Source organism: Streptomyces sp. NPDC060031 (genome assembly GCF_042736805.1).
Classification (GTDB): Bacteria; Actinomycetota; Actinomycetes; order Streptomycetales; family Streptomycetaceae; genus Streptomyces.
Genome location: NZ_JBHWVM010000083.1, coordinates 15,736 through 35,242, shown reverse-complemented (window position 1 = coordinate 35,242; position 19,507 = coordinate 15,736). Strand labels below are relative to the sequence as shown.

The 19,507-nt window shown below is 71.9% G+C and carries 18 protein-coding genes and 2 pseudogenes; 8 read left to right on the top strand and 12 right to left on the bottom strand.

The genetic code is table 11. The features are described from left to right. Positions 1-200, bottom strand: a pseudogene (locus ACFWB8_RS29105) (glycerophosphodiester phosphodiesterase); the annotation flags it as partial. A gap of 265 nt (positions 201-465) precedes the next feature. Between ACFWB8_RS29105 and ACFWB8_RS29100 the strand changes: the two are divergent. Next, entirely contained in the window at positions 466-1,098 is a 633-nt protein-coding gene (locus ACFWB8_RS29100; protein WP_385233465.1) for a lysophospholipid acyltransferase family protein, read from the top strand. A gap of 3 nt (positions 1,099-1,101) precedes the next feature. Here ACFWB8_RS29100 and ACFWB8_RS29095 read toward each other — a convergent pair whose 3' ends face one another. From ACFWB8_RS29095 to ACFWB8_RS29085, 3 genes are all read right to left on the bottom strand, one after another. Then, entirely contained in the window at positions 1,102-2,577 is a 1,476-nt protein-coding gene (locus ACFWB8_RS29095; RefSeq protein ID WP_385233462.1) for a membrane-associated oxidoreductase, read from the bottom strand. Between the two features lie 69 nt (positions 2,578-2,646). Continuing rightward, complete coding sequence (locus ACFWB8_RS29090; protein WP_385233459.1) at positions 2,647-4,191, bottom strand: MFS transporter; 1,545 nt, start codon at positions 4,189-4,191, stop codon at positions 2,647-2,649. Continuing rightward, positions 4,188-4,739: a TetR/AcrR family transcriptional regulator gene (locus ACFWB8_RS29085; RefSeq protein WP_385233456.1), complete on the bottom strand. Its 552-nt coding sequence runs from the start codon at positions 4,737-4,739 to the stop codon at positions 4,188-4,190. The genes ACFWB8_RS29090 and ACFWB8_RS29085 overlap by 4 nt, the downstream gene beginning before the upstream one ends. Positions 4,740-4,829: 90 nt before the next feature. On the opposite strand from ACFWB8_RS29085, the gene ACFWB8_RS29080 reads away from it, so the two are divergent. Next, the gene (locus tag ACFWB8_RS29080; RefSeq protein ID WP_385233453.1) at positions 4,830-5,357 is read left to right on the top strand and encodes an HAD domain-containing protein; all 528 of its coding nucleotides are present in this window, start codon (positions 4,830-4,832) and stop codon (positions 5,355-5,357) included. A 64-nt stretch (positions 5,358-5,421) separates the two neighbouring features. Here the strand turns inward: ACFWB8_RS29080 and argH are convergent, their stop codons facing one another. Next, a complete protein-coding gene (gene argH, locus ACFWB8_RS29075) occupies positions 5,422-6,849 on the bottom strand; it encodes an argininosuccinate lyase (RefSeq protein ID WP_385233449.1) in 1,428 nt (475 codons plus the stop codon). Between the two features lie 132 nt (positions 6,850-6,981). Next, a complete protein-coding gene (locus tag ACFWB8_RS29070) occupies positions 6,982-8,175 on the bottom strand; it encodes an argininosuccinate synthase (RefSeq protein ID WP_385233446.1) in 1,194 nt (397 codons plus the stop codon). 174 nt (positions 8,176-8,349) lie between these two features. On the opposite strand from ACFWB8_RS29070, the gene ACFWB8_RS29065 reads away from it, so the two are divergent. From ACFWB8_RS29065 to ACFWB8_RS29055, 3 genes are read left to right on the top strand one after another with little or no spacing between them, the layout of a single operon-like run. Next, entirely contained in the window at positions 8,350-9,798 is a 1,449-nt protein-coding gene (locus ACFWB8_RS29065; protein ID WP_385233443.1) for a hypothetical protein, read from the top strand. 27 nt (positions 9,799-9,825) lie between these two features. Further along, the gene (locus ACFWB8_RS29060) at positions 9,826-10,407 is read left to right on the top strand and encodes a pyridoxamine 5'-phosphate oxidase family protein (protein WP_385233440.1); all 582 of its coding nucleotides are present in this window, start codon (positions 9,826-9,828) and stop codon (positions 10,405-10,407) included. A gap of 6 nt (positions 10,408-10,413) precedes the next feature. Next, positions 10,414-11,100 (top strand): L,D-transpeptidase, encoded by a 687-nt coding sequence (locus ACFWB8_RS29055; RefSeq protein WP_385233471.1) that lies wholly within the window; start codon positions 10,414-10,416, stop codon positions 11,098-11,100. A gap of 11 nt (positions 11,101-11,111) precedes the next feature. On the opposite strand, the gene ACFWB8_RS29050 is transcribed toward ACFWB8_RS29055, so the two are convergent. Genes ACFWB8_RS29050 through argC form a run of 5 tightly spaced genes read right to left on the bottom strand, consistent with a single transcriptional unit; the run spans position 11,112 to position 16,005 of the window. Further along, a complete protein-coding gene (locus ACFWB8_RS29050; RefSeq protein ID WP_266937803.1) occupies positions 11,112-11,648 on the bottom strand; it encodes an arginine repressor in 537 nt (178 codons plus the stop codon). A gap of 7 nt (positions 11,649-11,655) precedes the next feature. Next, positions 11,656-12,873 carry an acetylornithine transaminase gene (locus tag ACFWB8_RS29045; RefSeq protein ID WP_385233437.1) on the bottom strand — a complete coding sequence of 406 codons (1,218 nt, stop codon included), beginning with the start codon at positions 12,871-12,873 and terminating at the stop codon, positions 11,656-11,658. Continuing rightward, the gene (argB, locus tag ACFWB8_RS29040; protein WP_385233434.1) at positions 12,870-13,826 is read right to left on the bottom strand and encodes an acetylglutamate kinase; all 957 of its coding nucleotides are present in this window, start codon (positions 13,824-13,826) and stop codon (positions 12,870-12,872) included. The genes ACFWB8_RS29045 and argB overlap by 4 nt, the downstream gene beginning before the upstream one ends. Next, positions 13,823-14,980: a bifunctional glutamate N-acetyltransferase/amino-acid acetyltransferase ArgJ gene (gene argJ, locus ACFWB8_RS29035; RefSeq protein ID WP_385233431.1), complete on the bottom strand. Its 1,158-nt coding sequence runs from the start codon at positions 14,978-14,980 to the stop codon at positions 13,823-13,825. The genes argB and argJ overlap by 4 nt, the downstream gene beginning before the upstream one ends. Then, the gene (gene argC / locus ACFWB8_RS29030) at positions 14,977-16,005 is read right to left on the bottom strand and encodes an N-acetyl-gamma-glutamyl-phosphate reductase (protein ID WP_385233428.1); all 1,029 of its coding nucleotides are present in this window, start codon (positions 16,003-16,005) and stop codon (positions 14,977-14,979) included. The genes argJ and argC overlap by 4 nt, the downstream gene beginning before the upstream one ends. 376 nt (positions 16,006-16,381) lie before the next feature. On the opposite strand from argC, the gene ACFWB8_RS29025 reads away from it, so the two are divergent. The 3 genes and pseudogenes from ACFWB8_RS29025 to ACFWB8_RS29015 all read left to right on the top strand — a co-directional run bounded on the left by ACFWB8_RS29025 (position 16,382) and on the right by ACFWB8_RS29015 (position 18,870). After that, positions 16,382-17,608 (top strand): Fic family protein, encoded by a 1,227-nt coding sequence (locus tag ACFWB8_RS29025; RefSeq protein WP_385233425.1) that lies wholly within the window; start codon positions 16,382-16,384, stop codon positions 17,606-17,608. After that, positions 17,593-17,820, top strand: a pseudogene (locus ACFWB8_RS29020) (flavodoxin); the annotation flags it as partial. The gene ACFWB8_RS29025 and the pseudogene ACFWB8_RS29020, both read left to right, overlap by 16 nt. Positions 17,821-17,961: 141 nt before the next feature. After that, positions 17,962-18,870, top strand: a complete 909-nt coding sequence (locus ACFWB8_RS29015) for a hypothetical protein (protein ID WP_385233422.1) — start codon at positions 17,962-17,964, stop codon at positions 18,868-18,870. A gap of 36 nt (positions 18,871-18,906) precedes the next feature. Here ACFWB8_RS29015 and ACFWB8_RS29010 read toward each other — a convergent pair whose 3' ends face one another. Further along, positions 18,907-19,482 carry a histidine phosphatase family protein gene (locus tag ACFWB8_RS29010; protein ID WP_385233419.1) on the bottom strand — a complete coding sequence of 192 codons (576 nt, stop codon included), beginning with the start codon at positions 19,480-19,482 and terminating at the stop codon, positions 18,907-18,909. Between the last annotated feature and the right edge of the window lie 25 nt (positions 19,483-19,507).

The window sequence follows — 19,507 nt, the reverse complement described above, 5'->3', positions numbered from 1 at the left end:
AGCGTGTGCTCGGGCCGGTACCCGCTGGCCCCGCGGTGTCCGATGACCGTCGGGACGGGGAGGTCCCGGTACCCGCCGCCGCCCCCGTGGCCGCCATCGGCGGCCGAGGCGGATCCCCCCGAGAGCCCGGTCAGGCCGCCGCCCGCTGCCAGGACGGCCGCCCCCAGGACCGTGCGCCGCGCTGCCCCACCCTGCGTCATGAATGCTCCTCCATATCGGCCCGAATCGGCCCGCAGATGGTAGACAAATGCCGATGGCGGGAAGGCGATGCTGTGGGGAACATGGCGGAAACGTGCGTCAACACTGCGTATCCACCTCGTGAACCCGATGTGCGATCAGACCTGACCCACGAGTATCGTCCTCACCTGCACTGCCGCAGAGCGGCGAGTGCGCGAACCCGCTTTTCGAGCCGGAGGGCCCACGTTGTTCCGTACTGCGCTCATCAAAGCCACTGTCGGACCCGTCATGCGCCTGATGTTCCGCACCCGCGTGGAGGGCATCGAGAACATCCCGGGCTCCGGAGCCGTGATTTTGGCGGGCAACCACCTCACCTTCATCGACTCCATGATCCTGCCGCTGGTGTGCGACCGAACGGTGCACTTCATCGGCAAGGACGAGTACGTGACGGGCAAGGGAGTCAAGGGCCGTCTGATGGCCTGGTTCTTCACCGGCGCCGGGATGATCCCCGTCGACCGTGACGGGGCCAACGGCGGCGTCGCGGCCTTGATGACCGGTCGCAGGATCCTCGAAGAGGGCAAGATCTTCGGCATCTACCCCGAGGGCACCCGCTCCCCCGACGGCCGCCTCTACCGCGGCCGCACCGGCATCGCCCGCCTCACCCTGATGACCGGCGCGCCCGTGATCCCCTTCGCGATGATCGGCACCGACAAGCTCCAGCCCGGCGGCGCGGGCATGCCGCGTCCGGGCCGGGTCACCGTCCGGTTCGGCGAGCCGATGGAGTTCTCCCGGTACGAGGGCATGGACCGCGACCGCTACGTGCTGCGCGCCGTCACCGACTCGGTGATGGCCGAGGTCATGCGGCTCTCGGGCCAGGAGTACGTGGACATGTACGCGACCAAGGCCAAGGAAGCCGCGTAGCGCTCACTGCCGGCGCAGTGACCGGCTGACGCCCGCCGCGGTCGTCGTGGCGAGGATCCAGCCGGTCACGATCAGCACGTACGACAGCCACTGGTGCCAGCCGCGCGGGGCGAAGGCCGATTCCTGGCCGAAGTCGATGATCGGCAGCATCAGGTCGATCGTGTAGAACACCGGGTTGAACTCGGGAGCCTCCCCCGCCTTCAGCGGTTGCGGGTGCCGCAGCCCGTACGCGACGGTTCCCGTCAGCAGCAGGGCGAGCAGCCAGCCCGCCGCGCGCAGCGGCCGGAAGCCGTAGCCGACGGTGACGTCCTGGAGCAGCCCCCAGAGCCGGGCGGCCCGGGGCAGGGTGCCGCGGTGCCGGCGGAGCTTGGCGAGCTGGACGGTCCGGGCGCCCGCCTCGTCGCCCGCCGTACGGTAGGCCGCGGCGAGCTGCTCGTAGGCGTACGGGAGGTAGCCGGACTCCTCGCGCTCCAGGACGGGCAGCCGCTCCTCGGCGGGGAGGTGCGGGCTGAGGGTGCGGTAGGTGAGCCCCTCGATGCGGATCCGCCGCGGCCAGGTCTCGGACGGCATGTGCAGCAGGTCGAACTGGGAGCGCCGCAGGTTGATGGTGCCCTGGACGCACTCGGCGCCGCTCAGCCAGACCTCGCCGATCGCGCAGCTGGAGGCGCGCAGGGCGACTGCGCCGGGGTGGACGAGCCGGGCGTCGCCGAGGAAGAGCTGGCCGGGGATCCGGGAGCCCGTGAGGTTGAACATCCCTTGCGATTCCAGCCCCCTGGCCCGTACGTCGGTGCCGACGGTCAGCGTCTCGGCGTGCAGGGATATGGTGCCGGGGGCGAGGAGCCGGGCGTTGTTCAGGTTGATCTGGCCGCCGACGGTGGCGCCGTTGATGCGCGTCTGGCCGTGGACGGTGAGGTCCATGGCGATGACGTCGGTCCCGATGTCGGCGTGGTTGAACTGGAGCGCCGCCTCCTGGCCCTCCTCGGCCGGGCCGGGCGTGCCGATGACCGCCTTCCGGAGGAAGAGTCCGCCGGCTATCCGGGCGCCGGCGAGGCGGACCGGCCCGCTGATGCGGCAGCAGGAGAGCCTGAGCGCGATGTCGACGCTGACGGTGGAGGCGGTCAGGCCGGGCAGGGCCGAGTCGCTCAGTGCCACGGCGCGCAGCCGGGCCCCGTACAGGACGGGTTTGCGCTCGAACCAGCAGGCCCGCAGCCGGATCGCGTGCTCGATGTCGGCGTACTTGAGGTTGAGCTTGCCGGTGATCCGGGCGCCCCGCACGTTCAGGCCGGGGACCAGCCCGTCGGCCGGGAGCTCGCGCAGCAGCAGGAAGGCGAGCACCTCGGCGCGTACGGTCCGTTCGGGCCCCCACGCGGCGCCGTCGGTGGCCTCCTCGTCCGGGGCCTCACGGAAATCGACGCCTTCCCCGCGGGGGAAGGCGTCCCATACGCGGCGCTCCGCCGGGGTCAGGTCGTTGATCTCCATCGCCGGGATGGTGTCCCGCCGCCCGACGGGCTGTCAACTGGCGGCGGAACACCCTCCTCTGGCGGAACGTCAGTGTTCGACGCCGCCCTGGAGCTTCTGGCCCTTCAGCAGGAACCAGGCGGCCGCGGCGGTGGCGAGCAGTACGGCCGCACCGACGCCCGAGGCGAGCCGGAGCCCGTCCACGAAGGCGTCCTGGGCCGCGCCGACCATCTGCCCGGCGGTCTGCGGGTCCAGCGACCTGGCGGCTTCGACGGCGCCGCCGAGGGATTCGTGCGCGGCGTCGGCGACCGGGCCGGTGACCGAGGCGGGGGCGTTGAAACCCTGGTAGACGCCGGTGACGATGGAGCCGAGCAGGGCGATGCCGAGGGCGGCGCCGAGTTCGTACGCCGTCTCGGAGACGGCGGAGGCCGAACCGGCCTGCTCCTTGGGGACGCTGGAGAGGATCACGTCGGAGGTGACGGTGAAGGAGAAGCCGGCGCCGAGTCCGACGACGAGCAGGGCCGCGCCGAGCAGCGGGTACCCGCTCTCCTTGTGGATCACGGTGAGCGCGGCGAGGGCCAGGCCGATGGCGGCGAGGCCGCCGGTCACGAGGGACCGTACCGAGTACTTGCGGGCGTACTTGCCGGCGACCAGGCCGGTGGCCACCGCGCCGATGGCGGCGGGCAGTTCGGCGAGCCCGGCCTCCAGGGGGTCGCGGCCCTGTACGAGCTGGAGGAACTGGGAGAGGAAGAAGACCAGTCCGGACAGCCCGAAGACGGTGAGCAGGTCGGCGAGGACCGCGCCGGAGAAGCCGCGGTGCTTGAAGAGCCGCATGTCGAGCAGCGGGGACGGCAGCGAGTACTGGCGGCGGACGAAGGCGTACAGGCATCCGGCGCCGATGACGGCGGCGGCCCCGACCCCCCAGGTAGCGCCGTGGGCGGCGACTTCCTTGACGGCGTAGACCACGCCGATGACGCCGACGAGGGACAGGGCGACGCTGACCAGGTCCCAGGGACCCGAGACCGGATTCTTGGACTCGGGGAGCATCTTGACGCCGACGAGGACCAGGGCGGCCATCACGGGCAGGTTGATGAGGAAGACCGAGCCCCACCAGAAGTGCTGGAGCAGGGCTCCGCCCACGACCGGTCCGACGGCCGCGCCGGCGGAGGCCGTGGCACCCCAGATGCCGATGGCGAGGCTGCGTTCCTTCGGGTCGTGGAAGATGTTGCGGATCAGCGCCAGGGTGGACGGCATCAGGGTCGCGCCGGCCACGCCGAGGAGCGCCCGGGCGGCGATCATCATCTCGGGGCTGGTGGCGTAGGCGTTGAGGACCGAGACGGCGCCGAAGGCGGCGGCGCCGACCAGGAGCAGCTTCTTGCGGCCGATGCGGTCGCCGAGGGAGCCCATGGAGACGAGCAGTCCGGCGATGACGAAGGAGTAGATGTCGCCGATCCACAGCAGTTGCGTGCCGGACGGCTTGAGGTCCTCGCTGAGCGAGGGCGTGGCGAGGCCGAGCACCGTCGCGTCGACCGCGACCAGCAGGACGGCCAGGACGAGCACGGACAGCGCGAGCCAGCGCCCGGGGCTCTTGGTCTCCTCCCCCGGCTCCAGGCCCAGCTGTTCGGTACGGCTCATTTCTCCACGCTCCGTCTTACGCCACCGAGCAGCAGCTCGATGATCATGTACTGAAAGTCCTTGGCGGCGACCCGGCCGTCCATGACGGCCCAGGCGCAGGTGCCGATGAGGCCGTAGAGGGCCTCGGTCAGCCAGGCGGGGCTCAGGTCGATCCGGATGTCGCCCTCGTCCTGGCCGCGCCGGAAGAGCGCGCTGACGCGGGCGTCGAGCCGGGCCCATCCCTCGTGGACCTGGTCGCCCTCGAAGAGCTGGTTCTCGGTGACGAGGAAGGCGAGCAGCTCGGCGTTGGGCTCCGTCTCGGCGACGAGCCGCCTGAGCGCGTCGATCGCCGTGCCCTCCTGGAGCCGGGCGTTGTCGAACGCCACCTCGAACTCCCGGATCCCGAGCTCTTCGAGGGCACGTACGAGGGCGTCGCGCCCGGCGAAGTGCCGGTGGAGGGTCGCGCGGCCGATTCCGGCGGCGCGGGCGACCTCGTCCATCGTGGCGGTCGATTTGCGGGAGAGCAGGGCTGCCGCGTCGCGGAGCACCCGGTCACGATCCATAGCCATGAGACAAGCATACTCCGAATGAGACGTCGACGTCTCATTGGATCGACAAATGAGCTGCCGGACGGGCAGCCCGAAAGGAATCCTGCCGAAATGAACCCGACGAATCCGCCGAAGCCGCTGCTGTTGATCGACGTCGACGGCCCCCTGAACCCGTACGCCGCCCAGGCCCAACGACGCCCCGAGGGCTACAGCACGCACCGGATGCGCCCGACGGGCTGGACGCAGGCCGAGAGCCGGCGTCCGCTGCGGGTCTGGCTCGACCACGGCCACGGCGCGCAGCTGCTCGCGCTGGCGGACTCGTACGAGCTGGTGTGGGCGACGACCTGGAAGGACGAGGCCAACGACTGGATAGGCCCGCACCTGGGGCTGCCGGGGCTCCCGTTCATCGACTGGCCGGTGATGCACGGCCGGGCGCCGCGCGGGACCTTCTGGAAGACCCAGTACATCCTGGAGTTCGCGGGGACGCGGCCCTTCGCGTGGATCGACGACGACATCACGGACAGGGACCGCGAGTACGTCGACCAGCGCCACCCCGCGCGGACCCTGCTGCTGCGCATCGACGAGCGGATCGGGCTGACCCGGCCGGACTTCGACGCGCTGGCGGACTGGGCCGCGTAGACGCCGGCGGGACGCCGAAGGGGCGGCCGGAGCGCGGGCTCCGGCCGCCCCTTCGGGGATGCGGCTACTGCTTGTGGGTCGCCCAGGCGTGCTGGATGACCAGGTCGGCCTTGAGCTCGGTGAGCTGGACGGCGACCGCCGACGGGGCGGTGCCGCCGCGGCCGTTGCGCGAGGCAAGCGCGCCCGGCACGTTGAGGACGGTGCGGACCTCCGGCGTCAGGTGCTCGGAGATCTTCGCGAACTGTTCGTCCGTGAGCTCGTCGAGCTCGATGCCGAGCGCCTCGCACTCCTTGACGCACTCGCCCGCGACCTCGTGCGCCACCCGGAACGGCACACCCTGCTTGACCAGCCACTCCGCGATGTCGGTGGCGAGCGAGAAGCCCGCCGGGGCCAGCTCCTCCATCCGCTCCCGGTTGACCGTGAGGGTCGCCATCATCCCCGTGAAGGCGGGCAGCAGGACCTCGAGGGTGTCGCAGGAGTCGAAGACCGGCTCCTTGTCCTCCTGGAGGTCCCGGTTGTAGGCGAGCGGGAGCGCCTTCAGCGTCGCCAGCAGGCCCGTCAGATTGCCGATGAGCCGGCCCGACTTGCCGCGCGCCAGCTCGGCGATGTCCGGGTTCTTCTTCTGCGGCATGATCGACGACCCGGTGGAGAAGGCGTCGTGCAGGGTCACGAAGGAGAACTCCTTCGTGTTCCAGATGATGATCTCCTCCGCGATCCGGGACAGGTTGATCCCGATCATCGCGGTGATGAAGGCGAACTCGGCGACGAAGTCGCGCGAGGCCGTGCCGTCGATGGAGTTGCCGACCGAGCCCCGCTCGAAGCCCAGGTCGGCGGCGACCGCCTCCGGGTCCAGGCCCAGCGAGGAACCGGCCAGCGCGCCCGAGCCGTAGGGGGAGACTGCGGTCCGGGTGTCCCACTGGCGCAGCCGCTCCGCGTCCCGGGACAGGGCCTGCACGTGAGCCAGTACGTGGTGGGCGAAGAGCACCGGCTGGGCGTGCTGGAGGTGCGTGCGGCCCGGCATCGCGACGTCGGCGTGCGCCTCGGCGAGGCCGACGAGCGCGTCCTGGAGCTCGGCGACCAGGCCGCCGATGGTCCGGGCGTGGTCGCGCAGGTACATCCGGAAGAGGGTGGCCACCTGGTCGTTGCGGGACCGGCCGGCCCGCAGCTTGCCGCCGAGGTCGGCGCCGAGCCGCTCCAGCAGGCCGCGCTCCAGGGCGGTGTGCACGTCCTCGTCGGCGACGGTGCCGGTGAAGGTGCCGGCCGCGACGTCGGCTTCGAGCCGGTCGAGGCCCGCGATCATCCGGTCGAGCTCCTCGGCCGTGAGCAGGCCGGCCTTGTGCAGTACGCGCGCATGGGCCCGGGAGCCCGCGATGTCGTACGGCGCGAGTCGCCAGTCGAAGTGGACCGACGCGGACAGCTTCGCGAGGGCCTCGGCGGGGCCGTCGGCGAAGCGGCCGCCCCAGAGCCGGACGTCACCGTTGTTGCTGCTCACAGCTACTGCTCCTCAAGAGGGTGGATGTGCGGACGGCTCCCCGCCGCGGAGGAGCGGGGAGCCGTCCTTGGTACTGCGTGTAACGACGCGAAGGACCCGGACGACCCGGATGATCCGGACGACTCAGGCGACTCAGACGAGGTCGCGGCGCGCGGCGATCTTCGAGGACAGGCCGAAGATCTCGATGAAGCCCTGGGCCTTGGACTGGTCGAAGGTGTCGCCCGAGTCGTAGGTCGCCAGGTTGAAGTCGTACAGCGACTCGTCGGACCTGCGGCCCGTGACGACGGCGCGGCCGCCGTGCAGGGTCATCCGAATCTCACCGGTGACGTGCTGGTTGGCCTCGTTGATGAAGCCGTCCAGCGCCCGCTTGAGCGGGGAGAACCACAGGCCGTCGTAGACCATCTCGCCCCAGCGCTGCTCGACCTGCCGCTTGTAGCGGGCCAGCTCGCGCTCGACGGTGACGTTCTCCAGCTCCTGGTGGGCCGTGATCAGCGCGATGGCGCCCGGGGCCTCGTACACCTCACGGGACTTGATGCCGACGAGGCGGTCCTCGACGATGTCGATCCGGCCGATGCCCTGGGCTCCGGCGCGCTCGTTGAGCTGCTGGATGGCCTGGAGGACCGTGACGGGCCTGCCGTCGATGGCGACCGGGACGCCCGCCTTGAAGGAGATGACGACCTCGTCTGCCTCCCGCGGGAGGGCCGGGTTCGAGGTGTACTCGTAGATGTCCTCGATCGGGGCGTTCCAGATGTCCTCCAGGAAGCCCGTTTCGACGGCGCGCCCGAAGACGTTCTGGTCGATGGAGTACGGGGACTTCTTGGTGGTCGCGATCGGGAGGTCGGCCTTCTCGGCGAAGGCGATCGCCTTGTCCCGGGTCATCGCGTAGTCGCGGACCGGGGCGATGCACTTGAGGTCGGGGCCGAGGGCGGCGATGCCGGCCTCGAAGCGGACCTGGTCGTTGCCCTTGCCGGTGCAGCCGTGGGCGACGACCGAGGCGCCGTGCTTGTGCGCGGCGGCGACCAGGTGCTTGACGATCGCCGGGCGGGAGAGCGCCGAGACCAGCGGGTAGCGGTCCATGTAGAGGGCGTTCGCCTTGATCGCCGGGAGGCAGTACTCGTCGGCGAACTCGTCCTTGGCGTCCGCGACCTCGGCCTCTACGGCGCCGCAGGCGAGCGCGCGCTTGCGGATGACGTCCAGGTCCTCGCCGCCCTGGCCGACGTCCACGGCGACGGCGATGACCTCGGCGCCCGTCTCCTCGGCGATCCAGCCGATGGCGACGGAGGTGTCCAGGCCGCCTGAATAGGCGAGTACGACGCGCTCGGCCACGGACTTCTCCTCACGGTGCAATCAACACAGCGCAATCAACGACAGGCATAACTATGCACTGGTCCGTATGTTTCGTCAATCGATACCTGTCGCGAGGCTCTGACCAGGCCGAATATCAGAGGAGCCGCCCCGCGGCCGCGGCGTACGCTCGGCTCGACACCCTGGGGAGGGCCTATGCGCGCCGGACGGCGAGAGGGAGCACAGGCGGCGCGGGCCGCCGTGGAGCGGCTGGCGCGGGCGTCCGCCGCCGAGCGGCCCGCGCACGCGTGGCAGACCGCGGGCGATCCGCTCCCGCCGGAAGCAGGCCCGGCCGCGTGGACCGCTTTCGACCAGGAGGTGCGCGGCTCGGGGCAGCCCCTGGGCAACCACATCGCGCTACGGCTGTGCCACCCCGACGGGCGGATCCGCGCGAGCGCGCTGGGCGCCCCGCACCCGCCGCTGCCGCTGGTCGCGATCCGCACGGCCGACTGGGCCCCGCCGGTACGGGAGCGGGCCCGGCGGGTACTGGACCGGGCCCTGGCCGCCGACCCCGCGGGCACGCTGCCCGCACTCACCCCGCTCGTCCTGCGGCTGGGCCGCCGTGAGCACGGCGCCTGGGCCCTGGAGCGGATCGAGTCGCTGCTGCGCCGTGGTGAGGACGGAGCCCTCGACGAGCTGCTCGGCAGCGAGGACCTGCCGACGCGGCGGTTCGCCGCCCGGCTGTCGCTGGAGCGCGGTGCGTTCGGCGTACGGGAGCTCGCGCGGCGGGCCGCCGCCGAGCACGACCCGGTGACGAGCCGACTGTGGACGGACGCCGCCCTGGCTGCCATGGCGGCCGACGGACCGGACGACGCGGCGGTCGACGCGCTGCTCGGCGGACACGGCCCGATGGTCCGGGCCGCCGGGGTCACCGCGCTGCGCCGGGCCGGGCGGGCGGCGCAGGCCGTGGAGTACCTGACGGACCGCTCCGGCATGGTCCGGGCGTGCGCCCGCTGGCTCGTGCGGCAGGACGGCGGCGACCCGTACGCCCACTACCGCGAGCTGGTCACGGACCCCGCGCGCGTCTCCCCGTACGCGGTGGCCGGCTTCTGCGAATGTGCCGGGCCGGCCGACGCGCCGCTGCTGCGGGCCCTGCTGGGCCACGGAGCCGACGCGCCGCTGCTGCGGGCCCTGCTGGGCCACGGAGCCGACGCGGTACGGGCCGCCGCCGTCGCCGGGCTGTCGCTGGACGGCGCCTGCGACCCCGATCTGCTGCTCCCGCTGCTCGACGACCCGTCCGCGTGCGTGGCCCGCGAGGTCGCGCGGGCCCTGACCCCGGTGGCCGGGCGGCTGCCCTGCGACCCGCTGCTGGCCCGGATCGCGCCCGAACGGCCGCTGCACACCCGCCGGGCCGCGTACCGGCTGCTCTGCGCGCAGAGCGCGATGGGCGAACTGCGGGCCTCCGTGGAACTGCTGACGGACGGTGACCCGATCCTGCGCCGGAAGGCCGCGCAACGCATCCGGGACATGTGGTCCTCGTACCGTCCGCCCGCCCTGCCGGCCCGGGACCCGGAGGTCGGCGCCCTCCTCGACCGCTGCACGGAGCTGTTCAGGGAACACACCATGGCGTGGATCCGCAAACAACTCGCACTCCCCCCGCAGTAGATCCACGAGGGACGGATACTGATCATCATGGGAAAGCTTCACGCACGCATAGACGGACGACTGCGCGAGTTCATCGAGGCGCAGCCGGTCTTCTTCACCGCGACCGCCCCGCTCACCGGCGACGGCCACGTCAACCTCTCGCCCAAGGGCCGCGCCGGGACGCTCGTCGTCATCGACGAACAGACCCTCGCCTACCTGGACTTCGGCGGCAGCGGCGCCGAGACCATCGCGCACGTCCGCGAGAACGGCCGGATCACCCTCATGTGGTGTGCCTTCAGCGGCCCTCCGAACATCGTGCGCATCCACGGTGAGGGCGAGGCCGTCTTCCGCGACGACCCGCGCTGGGGTGAGCTGATCGCCCTGTTCGGGGAGGCCGACGGACCCTCCGCGCGGGCGGTCATCGTGGTGCGCGCCCGCCGGATCGCCGACGTGTGCGGGTACGCCGTCCCCCTCATGGAGTACCAGGGCGAGCGCACCCTCCACGCGGAGTACTTCGGCCGCAAGACGGACGAGGAGTTCGCGGCGTACTGCGAGAAGAAGGATTTCATCGAAACGAGTCTGGACGGCCTGCCTGCGCTGCCGCTGCCCCTGCCGCCCCGTACCGTCTGACGGGTGCTGCGTACCGCTCTCCTCGCCGGCTCGCTGGTCGTCACCGGCCTGTTCCCGCACGGCCCCGCACCGCTGCCCGCCCGCCTCGCCGACACCGGCGGCGGCAGCCAGCTGATCACGGCGGTCGCCCCCGTCCCCGGATCCACGACCGGGCGGGTGACCTGGTGGGACCGGCGGGCGGGGCGCTGGTTCGAGGCCGGCAGCGCGCCGGCCCGCTTCGGCGCGAACGGCCTGACCGAGGGCGCGACCCGTACCCAGGGCACCAACACCACGCCGACCGGCCTGTACGACCTCCCGTACGCGTTCGGCGGCGCGCACGCCCCGGCCGGGACGGAAGTGCGCTACCGGCGGGTGGCGGCCGACTCGTGGTGGTGCCAGGACAACGCCTCGGGCAGCTACAACCGCTGGGTGGAGCCGCTGCCCGCCGACTGCGCGCCCGGCGAGGCCGAGCACCTGGTCAGTTACGAGAAGCAGTACGCGCACGCCCTGGTCATCGGCTTCAACTACGAGCGCCCGGTACGCGGCCGGGGCGCGGGCATCTTCCTGCACGTCAACGGCAAGGGCGCGACGGCCGGTTGCGTGTCGGTCCCGGAGCGGGACATGCGCGCGATCCTGCGGTGGGCGAACCCCCGGCGCCGCCCGCACATCGCGGTCGGCACCGAGTCCGGGGCCCTGGCGGTCACCCGCTACTGAGGCCCGGCGGGTCAGCCTTCCTTCTGCGCGAGGCGCAGGAGGTGATCGGCGAGGGCCTGGCCGCCCGCCGGGTCGCGGCTGATCAGCATCAGGGTGTCGTCGCCCGCGATCGTGCCGAGGATGGCCTGGAGCTCGGCCTGGTCGATCGCCGAGGCGAGGAACTGCGCCGCGCCCGGCGGGGTGCGCAGGACGACGAGGTTCGCGGAGGCCTCCGCCGAGATCAGCAGTTCACCGGAGAGGCGCCGCATGCGCTCCTCCTTCGCCGACTCGCCCAGCGGTGCCTGCGGGGTGCGGAATCCGCCCTCGCTCGGAACCGCGTAGATCAGCTCGCCGCCGGTGTTGCGGATCTTCACCGCGCCCAGTTCGTCGAGGTCGCGGGAGAGCGTCGCCTGGGTGACGCTCAGCCCGTCGTCGGCGAGCAGTTTGGCCAGTTGGCTCTGGGAGCGGACCGGCTGCCGGTTGAGGATGTCCACGATCCGGCGGTGGCGGGCGGTGCGGGTCTGCGGGACGGCCTGGCCGCCGTGCTCGTTGTCCTGCGCCTGACTCATCGTCGTCTCATTCTCCGGATCCGTCCCCATGGGCTGCGTCACTGGCCGCGTCGAGGACGCCGGGCAGCGCCTGGACGAACGCGTCCACCTCGGCCTCGGAGATCACGTACGGGGGCATGAGCCGTACGACGGCGGGGGCGGGCGCGTTGACCAGGAAGCCTGCGTCCTGAGCTGCCTTCTGCACCTGCGGTGCGAGCGACTCGGTCAGCACGATACCCAGCAGAAGGCCCTCGCCACGGACATGGGAGACGAGCGCATGCCCGGAAGCCTCGATTCCGGAGCGCAGCCGCTCGCCACGCGCCTTGACCTGCTCGAGGAGCCCCTGGGCCGCGATGGTGTCGATGACCGCGAGCCCGGCGGCGCACGCGATCGGGTTGCCGCCGAAGGTGGTGCCGTGCTGGCCGGGCTGGAGCAGGTCCGCCGCCGGCCCGAAGGCGGCCAGGGCGCCGATCGGCAGACCACCGCCCAGACCCTTCGCGAGTGCGACGAGGTCGGGCTCGACGCCCTCGTGCGCCTGGTGCTCGAACCACTGTCCGCAGCGCCCGATGCCGGTCTGCACCTCGTCGAGGAGGAGCAGGGTGCCCGTCGCGCGGGTGATCTCCCGCGCGGCCGTCAGGTACCCGGGCGGCGGCACGACCACACCGTTCTCGCCCTGGATCGGCTCGATGACGAGGAGCGCGGTCTCGTCGGTGACGGCCGCCCGCAGCGCTTCGACGTCGCCGTACGGGACGTGCGTGACATCGCCGGGCAGCGGCAGGAAGGGACCCTGCTTGGCGGGCTGCCCGGTGAGCGCGAGGGCGCCCATGGTCCGGCCGTGGAAGCCGCCGGCGGTGGACACCATGTGGGTCCGCCCGGTCAGCCGGCCGACCTTGAAGGCGGCCTCGATGGCCTCGGCACCGGAGTTGCAGAAGAAAACCTTGCCGGAGCGGCCGAAGAGCTGGAGCAGCCGCTCGCCGAGGGCGATGACCGGCTCGGAGGCGTAGAGGTTGGAGACGTGGCCGAGGGTCTGGACCTGCGTGGAGACCGCCTCGACGACGGCCGGGTGGGCGTGGCCGAGGGCGTTGACCGCGATGCCGCCCACGAAGTCGGTGTACTGCTTGCCGTCCGCGTCCCACACCTGGGCGCCGGCGCCGCGTACGAGGGCCGTCGCGGGGGTGCCGTAGTTGTTGGTCAGCGCGCTGCGCCAGCGTGCGGCGTAATCCTGGTTGCCCGTCGACTCGCTCACTGTGCTCCCCCTTGCGGCTCGTTCCGGTCGTTCTGCACGTTCTGCACGTGATGCTCGTCGGGCACGACCATCGTGCCGATTCCCTCGTCGGTGAAGATCTCCAACAGGATCGAGTGCTGGACGCGCCCGTCGATGACGCGGGCGGTGCTCACCCCGCCCCGTACGGCGTGCAGGCAGCCCTCCATCTTGGGCACCATGCCGCTGGACAGCTCGGGCAGCAGCTTCTCCAGCTCGCTGACGGTGAGCCGGCTGATGACCTCGTCACTGCTCGGCCAGTCCGCGTAGAGGCCCTCGACGTCGGTGAGGACCATCAGCGTCTCGGCGCCGAGCGCGGCGGCGAGCGCCGCGGCCGCGGTGTCGGCGTTCACGTTGTACACGTGGTGGTCGTCGGCGCTGCGCGCGATGGAGGAGATGACCGGGATCCGGCCGTCCGCCAGCAGCGCCTCGATCGCGCCGGTGTCGATGGCGGTGATCTCGCCGACCCGCCCGATGTCGACGAGCTCGCCCTCGATCTCCGGGGTGTGCTTGGTGGCGGTGATGGTGTGGGCGTCCTCGCCGGTCATGCCGACCGCGAGGGGCCCGTGCTGGTTGAGCAGGCCGACCAGCTCGCGCTGGACCTGGCCCGCCAGCACCATCCGTACGACGTCCATGGCCTCCGGGGTGGTGACGCGCAGGCCCGCCTTGAACTCGCTGACCAGGCCCTGCTTGTCGAGCTGCGCGTTGATCTGGGGGCCGCCCCCGTGCACCACGACGGGCTTGAGGCCCGCCTGGCGCAGGAAGACCACGTCCTGGGCGAAGGCCGCCTTGAGGTCCTCGTCGATCATGGCGTTGCCGCCGAACTTGATGACGACGATCTTGCCGTTGTGGCGGGTGAGCCAGGGCAGGGCTTCGATGAGGATCTCTGCCTTCGGCAGCGCGGTGTGCTTCCGGGCGTTCCCGACCGCCCCGCTCATGAGGAGTACGCGCTGTTCTCGTGGACGTACTCGGCCGTCAGGTCGTTGGCCCAGATCACGGCCGATTCGCTGCCGTTGGACAGGTCGGCGGTGATGCGGACCTCCCGGTCCTTCATGGAGACGAGGTCGCGGTCGTCGCCGACCGAGCCGTTCTTGCAGACCCAGACGCCGTTGATGGCGACGTTCAGGCGGTCCGGGTCGAAGGCGGCCTTGGTGGTGCCGATGGCCGAGAGCACCCGGCCCCAGTTCGGGTCCTCGCCGTGGATGGCGCACTTGAGCAGGTTGTTGCGGGCGATGGACCGGCCGACCTCGACCGCGTCCTCCTCGCTGACCGCGCCGACGACCTCGATGCGGATGTCCTTGCTGGCACCCTCGGCGTCGCCGATCAGCTGGCGGGCGAGGTCGTCGCAGACCGTGCGTACGGCCTCCGCGAACTCCTCGTAGGCCGGCGCCCGGCCAGACGCGCCCGAGGCGAGCAGCAGCACCGTGTCGTTGGTGGACATGCAGCCGTCGGAGTCCACCCGGTCGAAAGTGGTGCGGGTGGCGGAGCGCAGCGCCTTGTCGAGGGTGGCGCCGTCCACGTCGGCGTCGGTGGTGAGGACGACGAGCATGGTGGCCAGGCCCGGGGCGAGCATGCCCGCGCCCTTGGCCATGCCGCCGACGGTCCAGCCGCCCTGGGAGACGGTGGCCGTCTTGTGCACGGTGTCGGTGGTCTTGATGGCGATGGCGGCGGCCTCGCCGCCGTCCTCGCCGAGCGCGGCGACCGCCGTGTCGATGCCCGGCAGCAGCTTGTCCATGGGCAGCAGGACGCCGATCAGCCCCGTCGACGCGACGGCGATCTCGCCGGCGTTGTGCTCGCCGCCCAGTGCGGCGGCGACCTTCTCGGCGGTGGCGTGGGTGTCCTGGAAGCCCCTCGGGCCGGTGCAGGCGTTGGCGCCGCCCGAGTTCAGGACGACCGCGCTGACGGCGCCGCCGCGCAGGACCTGCTCGGACCAGTGCACGGGCGCGGCCTTGACGCGGTTGGAGGTGAAGACGCCGGCGGCGGCGAGTCGGGGGCCGTTGTTGACGACGAGGGCGAGGTCCGGGTTGCCGTTCGCCTTGATCCCCGCCGCGATGCCCGCGGCGGTGAATCCCTGTGCTGCCGTGACGCTCACGGTGCGACTCCGATCGTGGAAAGACCCAGGCTCTCGTGGAGGCCGAGGGCGATGTTCATGCTCTGCACCGCGCCACCGGCGGTGCCCTTGGTGAGGTTGTCGATGGCGCTGATCGCGATGATCCGCTGCGCGGCCTCGTCGTACGCGACCTGGATCTGAACCGCGTTGGAACCGTAAACGGACGATGTCGCCGGCCACCGGCCCTCGGGGAGCAGGTGCACGAAGGGCTCGTCCGCGTACGCCTTCTCGTACGCGGCGCGCAGCGCCTCGGCGGTGGTGCCGGGGAGGGCCTTGGCGGAGCAGGTGGCGAGGATGCCGCGGGGCATGGGGGCCAGGGTCGGGGTGAACGACACCGTCACCCGCTGCCCGGCCAGCGGGCTCAGGTTCTGGATCATCTCGGGGATGTGCCGGTGCCCGCCGCCTACGCCGTACGGGGTCATGGAGCCCATGACCTCGGAGCCGAGCAGGTGCGGCTTGAGCGCCTTGCCGGCGCCGGAGGTGCCGGTGGCGGCGATGATGACGGCGTCGGGCTCGGCGAGCCGGGCCTGGTACGCCGGGAAGAGCGCCAGCGAGACGGCGGTCGGGTAGCAGCCCGGCACCGCGATGCGCCTGGACCCCGCCAGCGCGGCGCGGGCGCCCGGCAGCTCGGGGAGGCCGTAGGGCCAGGTGCCGGCGTGCGGGGCGCCGTAGAACTTGTCCCAGTCGGCGGAGTCCTTGAGCCGGTGGTCGGCGCCCATGTCGACGACGAGGACGTCGTCGCCGAGCTGGGCGGCGACGGCGGCGGACTGGCCGTGCGGCAGGGCGAGGAACACGACGTCGTGACCCGCGAGCACCTCGGGCGTGGTCGCCTCCAGGGTGCGGCCGGCGAGCGGCACGAGATGCGGTTGCAGCGCGCCGAGCAACTGCCCCGCGTTGGAGTTAGCGGTCAGCGCGCCGATCTCCACCTCGGGGTGCGAGAGCAGCAGACGCAGGACTTCACCACCCGCGTACCCACTGGCTCCGGCCACCGCTACACGTACCACCATCGGACCCTCCTCCTCGATGGCATGACTATACGTATCACTGCACGTTTATGCAATGCGCCGCATATTTCCCCGCCTGTTTCCTGTGACTGAGCATCGCAGTTGGCGGATGAGCGCGTGAGGTGGCGGGGCTGTGCGCGGGACGTGGCGACAGGGGGCCCGTCGCGCTCCTGAGCGGGGAAAACCACTGTGGGGCGCCGGGTGGGCGTGGCAGGCTTGTGCGGTGATCGTTGAGTTGGCTCCTCGCTTCCTGACCTGGGACGACGTGGACCCCGCCCGTCGAGCCTTCGACAGTGCGTCCGTAGCGCAGACGGTGCGCTCGCTCGGGCCGGCCCGGTGTGTGCCCATCCGCCCGGACGTCCCTTTCGGGGACACCGCGATGAGCACTTGGAGCCGTGGCGAGGCCGAGTCCTGGGCCGACGCCATGTCGTACGCCCTCGTCCAGCACTACGGCCGGTGGACCGTCGGGTGGCGCTGGTCGCACGACGAGGGTGATTTCGACGGTGGACCGGTAGGAAACTGGTGCTGTCCGCGTGACTCGATCTCGACGCCGGAAGAGACATTGGCCCGTGTCGAGGCGGCTCTGCGCGAGTGGCGCGAGTGGCTGGAGTACCTCGCCGGCTGGTTCGAGGCGTACCCCCTGGACCTGACCGACATCGAGGACCAGCGGATCTTGTGGGAGCGCGCGGCGAGAAATCTGATCTTGCAGGTCGTCGACCGCACCGGGTGCGGCAGCGGCTGGCACGGCCACTGCCGCCAAGTGCTCACCTGGTTCCTCAATCGCTGGGGAGTCGCGCCCGACGTGGCCCGGGGCCTGGTCGACGAGGCGATCGGTGGACGGTTCCACAGCTGGACCGGTCCTGACACGGTGGTGGTCGATGACGTCGCGGAGCAGCTTGCGCTCTCTCTGCAGCCGGCCGACGGCCGTACCCGCGCAGACGCGCCGACTCAAGACCACTTGCAGCGCTGGCTCGCGGTACGCGAATCGCGGCCGTGGCACGAGATCCCGGACAGCGGTACGGACGGACCGGTGGTGCCCCTTCGCGACGGCGCGGCGGAGGACATCCGGGCCTTCGACGGCGCCATCGACCCTGCCCGAGCCGAAGGCCTGCTCAGCGCCCTAGAACTGCTCCGAGCCGACGCGGCACGCGGAGCGCGGCTCGACTTCGCACTGCTCAGAAGCTGGCAGCAGCACATCCTGGGCACCCCGCAGCCGCCACGGTTCCGCAACTCGCCGGCCTTCGCCAAGGGAGGCCGGGAGCGCTACGGCATCGGACCGGACACCCGTGCCCGCTTCGACACGTGCCTGGCCGAGAGCGCATCCGACACCGGCCGACCTCTCGGCCTGACCGCCCGCGCCGCCCGCGCCTATCTCGACATCTGCTTCTTCCACCCCTTCGACGACGGCAACGCCCGCTCCGCCTTCCTCACCCTCGTCTTCGTCCTCGCCCGCGAGGGCATCGCACTCGACGGAGTCAGCCTCCTGCGCCGCATCACCTTCGAGGCCGACGACCCCCAGGACCCGCTGACCCTCGTCCGCTACATCAACATCCACCTTGCGGAGACCCGGCGCCGCACCGCCGACTCGACACGCTCTGGGGCGTGACGGCGATGGCGCACCGGCAGGAGGAGGTCGCGCAGCCGCTGGTCCTCACCCTGCACCACACGGCGGCGTACATGGGCATGCGGTTCGGCGGCGTGCTGCTCGGCAACGGCACCCGGCCGGCCCAGGTGCTCACCGACGAGCGGTCGGCGGCGCGGGCCAAGACGTTCCTCGCCGGCGAGGCCCCGCTCGCCCGTTTCCCGTACGAGGCGTGACACCCAGAGGCGCTACGCACCCCAACCCACCTCCCTGCTAAATGAGTTGCCGCTGTTTCGTGGCGATTGCGAGACTCCGTTCGCCCTCGCGGCACGACGCCGCGCACGGGGCATCTCGTATCCCACAGGGGGGAACCCATTTTGACGCAGCAGACGATGCGGCGCGCCTTCGCGCGGGCCGCGACCGGGCTGGGAGTCGCGCTGACCCTGGCCGCGGGCGGCCTCGCGACGGCCGGCGCCGCGCACGCGCAGTCGGTGACGGAGGGGACCGTCACCTTCGGCGGCGACCCGGGCGACTACATCAGCGGCGGCGGCTCCTACGCCTACTCGGCCGCCCAGGACAGGCTCGACGTGGCCGGCTCCGCCGACCGCGGCCAGGTCAGCGTGGGCATCAGCGGGACCAACGGCGACTGGTGGACCCTGGACCTGGCCGCGCCGTCCGGCACCGAGCTCAAGGCCGGAGCGTACGCGGGGGCCACCCGCTTCCCCTTCAACGGGGGCCAGGCTCCGGGCCTCAGCCTCGGCGGCAACGGCCGCGGCTGCAACACGCTCACCGGCTCCTTCAGCATCTCGAAGATCGCCTGGGGGCCCAACGGCTACGTCGAGGCCCTCGACGCCTCGTACGAGCAGCACTGCGAGGGCGGCGAGCCCGCGCTGCGCGGCCAGGTGCACATCAAGAACCCGGCGGCGCCGGCCCGGCTCTCGCTGGGCGTGGGCATCGCTGTCGACGGCAAGGCGAGCGCGCTCAGCGGCCGGGCCACCGTGAGCGGCAAGGTCACCTGCAACAAGCCGGTCCGGGTGGACGTCTCGGGCCTGGTCACCCAGGTCAAGCGCAACGTCCTGATCCGCGGCCCGTACAGCGCCTCGGTCGCGTGCGTGCCGGGCGCGCCCGTCGCCTGGAGCGCCGAGGCGGACCCGACGGGGACGACCCCGTTCCAGGCCGGTGACGTCGAGGTCAAGACGACCGCCGGCGCGCTCGACCCGGACTACCAGGTCTCGGTCACCGCGAACGAGGTCGCGGCCGTGCACCTGGTCAGGGTCAAGAGGTAACGGGGTGACCGGGCGGCGGCGCCGCCTTCATGCCCGTCACACCGGCGCCTGGAGGGAGAGGTGCCAGCGGCCCGACCAGCCCGTCAGGGTGATGGTGGAGAGCGGGCGGACGTCGACGTTCCAGTACGTCAGTGGGGGCGCCTTCAGGGCGTACACCAGGGCGGCGCGGACCACCGAAGGTTCCGCCACCGCCACGATGGCGCCCCCGTCGTCCGCCGGGCGGCTGTCCAGCCAGCCCCCGATCCGGGAGATGAACGAGAGCAGGGACTCCCCGCCGTGCGGGGAGGCCAGCGGGTCGGTGAGCCAGAGGTCCACCGCCGCGGGCTCGTGCGCCGTCACCTGCGCCAGGGTCAGCCCGCGCCAGCGGCCCATGTCGCACTCCCGCAGCGCGGGCTGGGCCAGCGGCGCGTACCCGAGGGCCGCGCCGGTGGCCCGGCTTCGGGGGGTCGGCGAGCAGTAGCGCAGCTCGGCGGCGCCCAGCGGCACCAGCCCCCGTGCGGCGGACTCCACCGCACGCCAGCCGGCCCCGTCGAGCGGGCGGTCGTCATCGAAGCGCTCGGTGAGCAGCGAGGAACCACGGGCTGCGGCAACGAGCGAGACCCGAACATGCATGCGGCGATGGTGAGCCGCCGGTCGC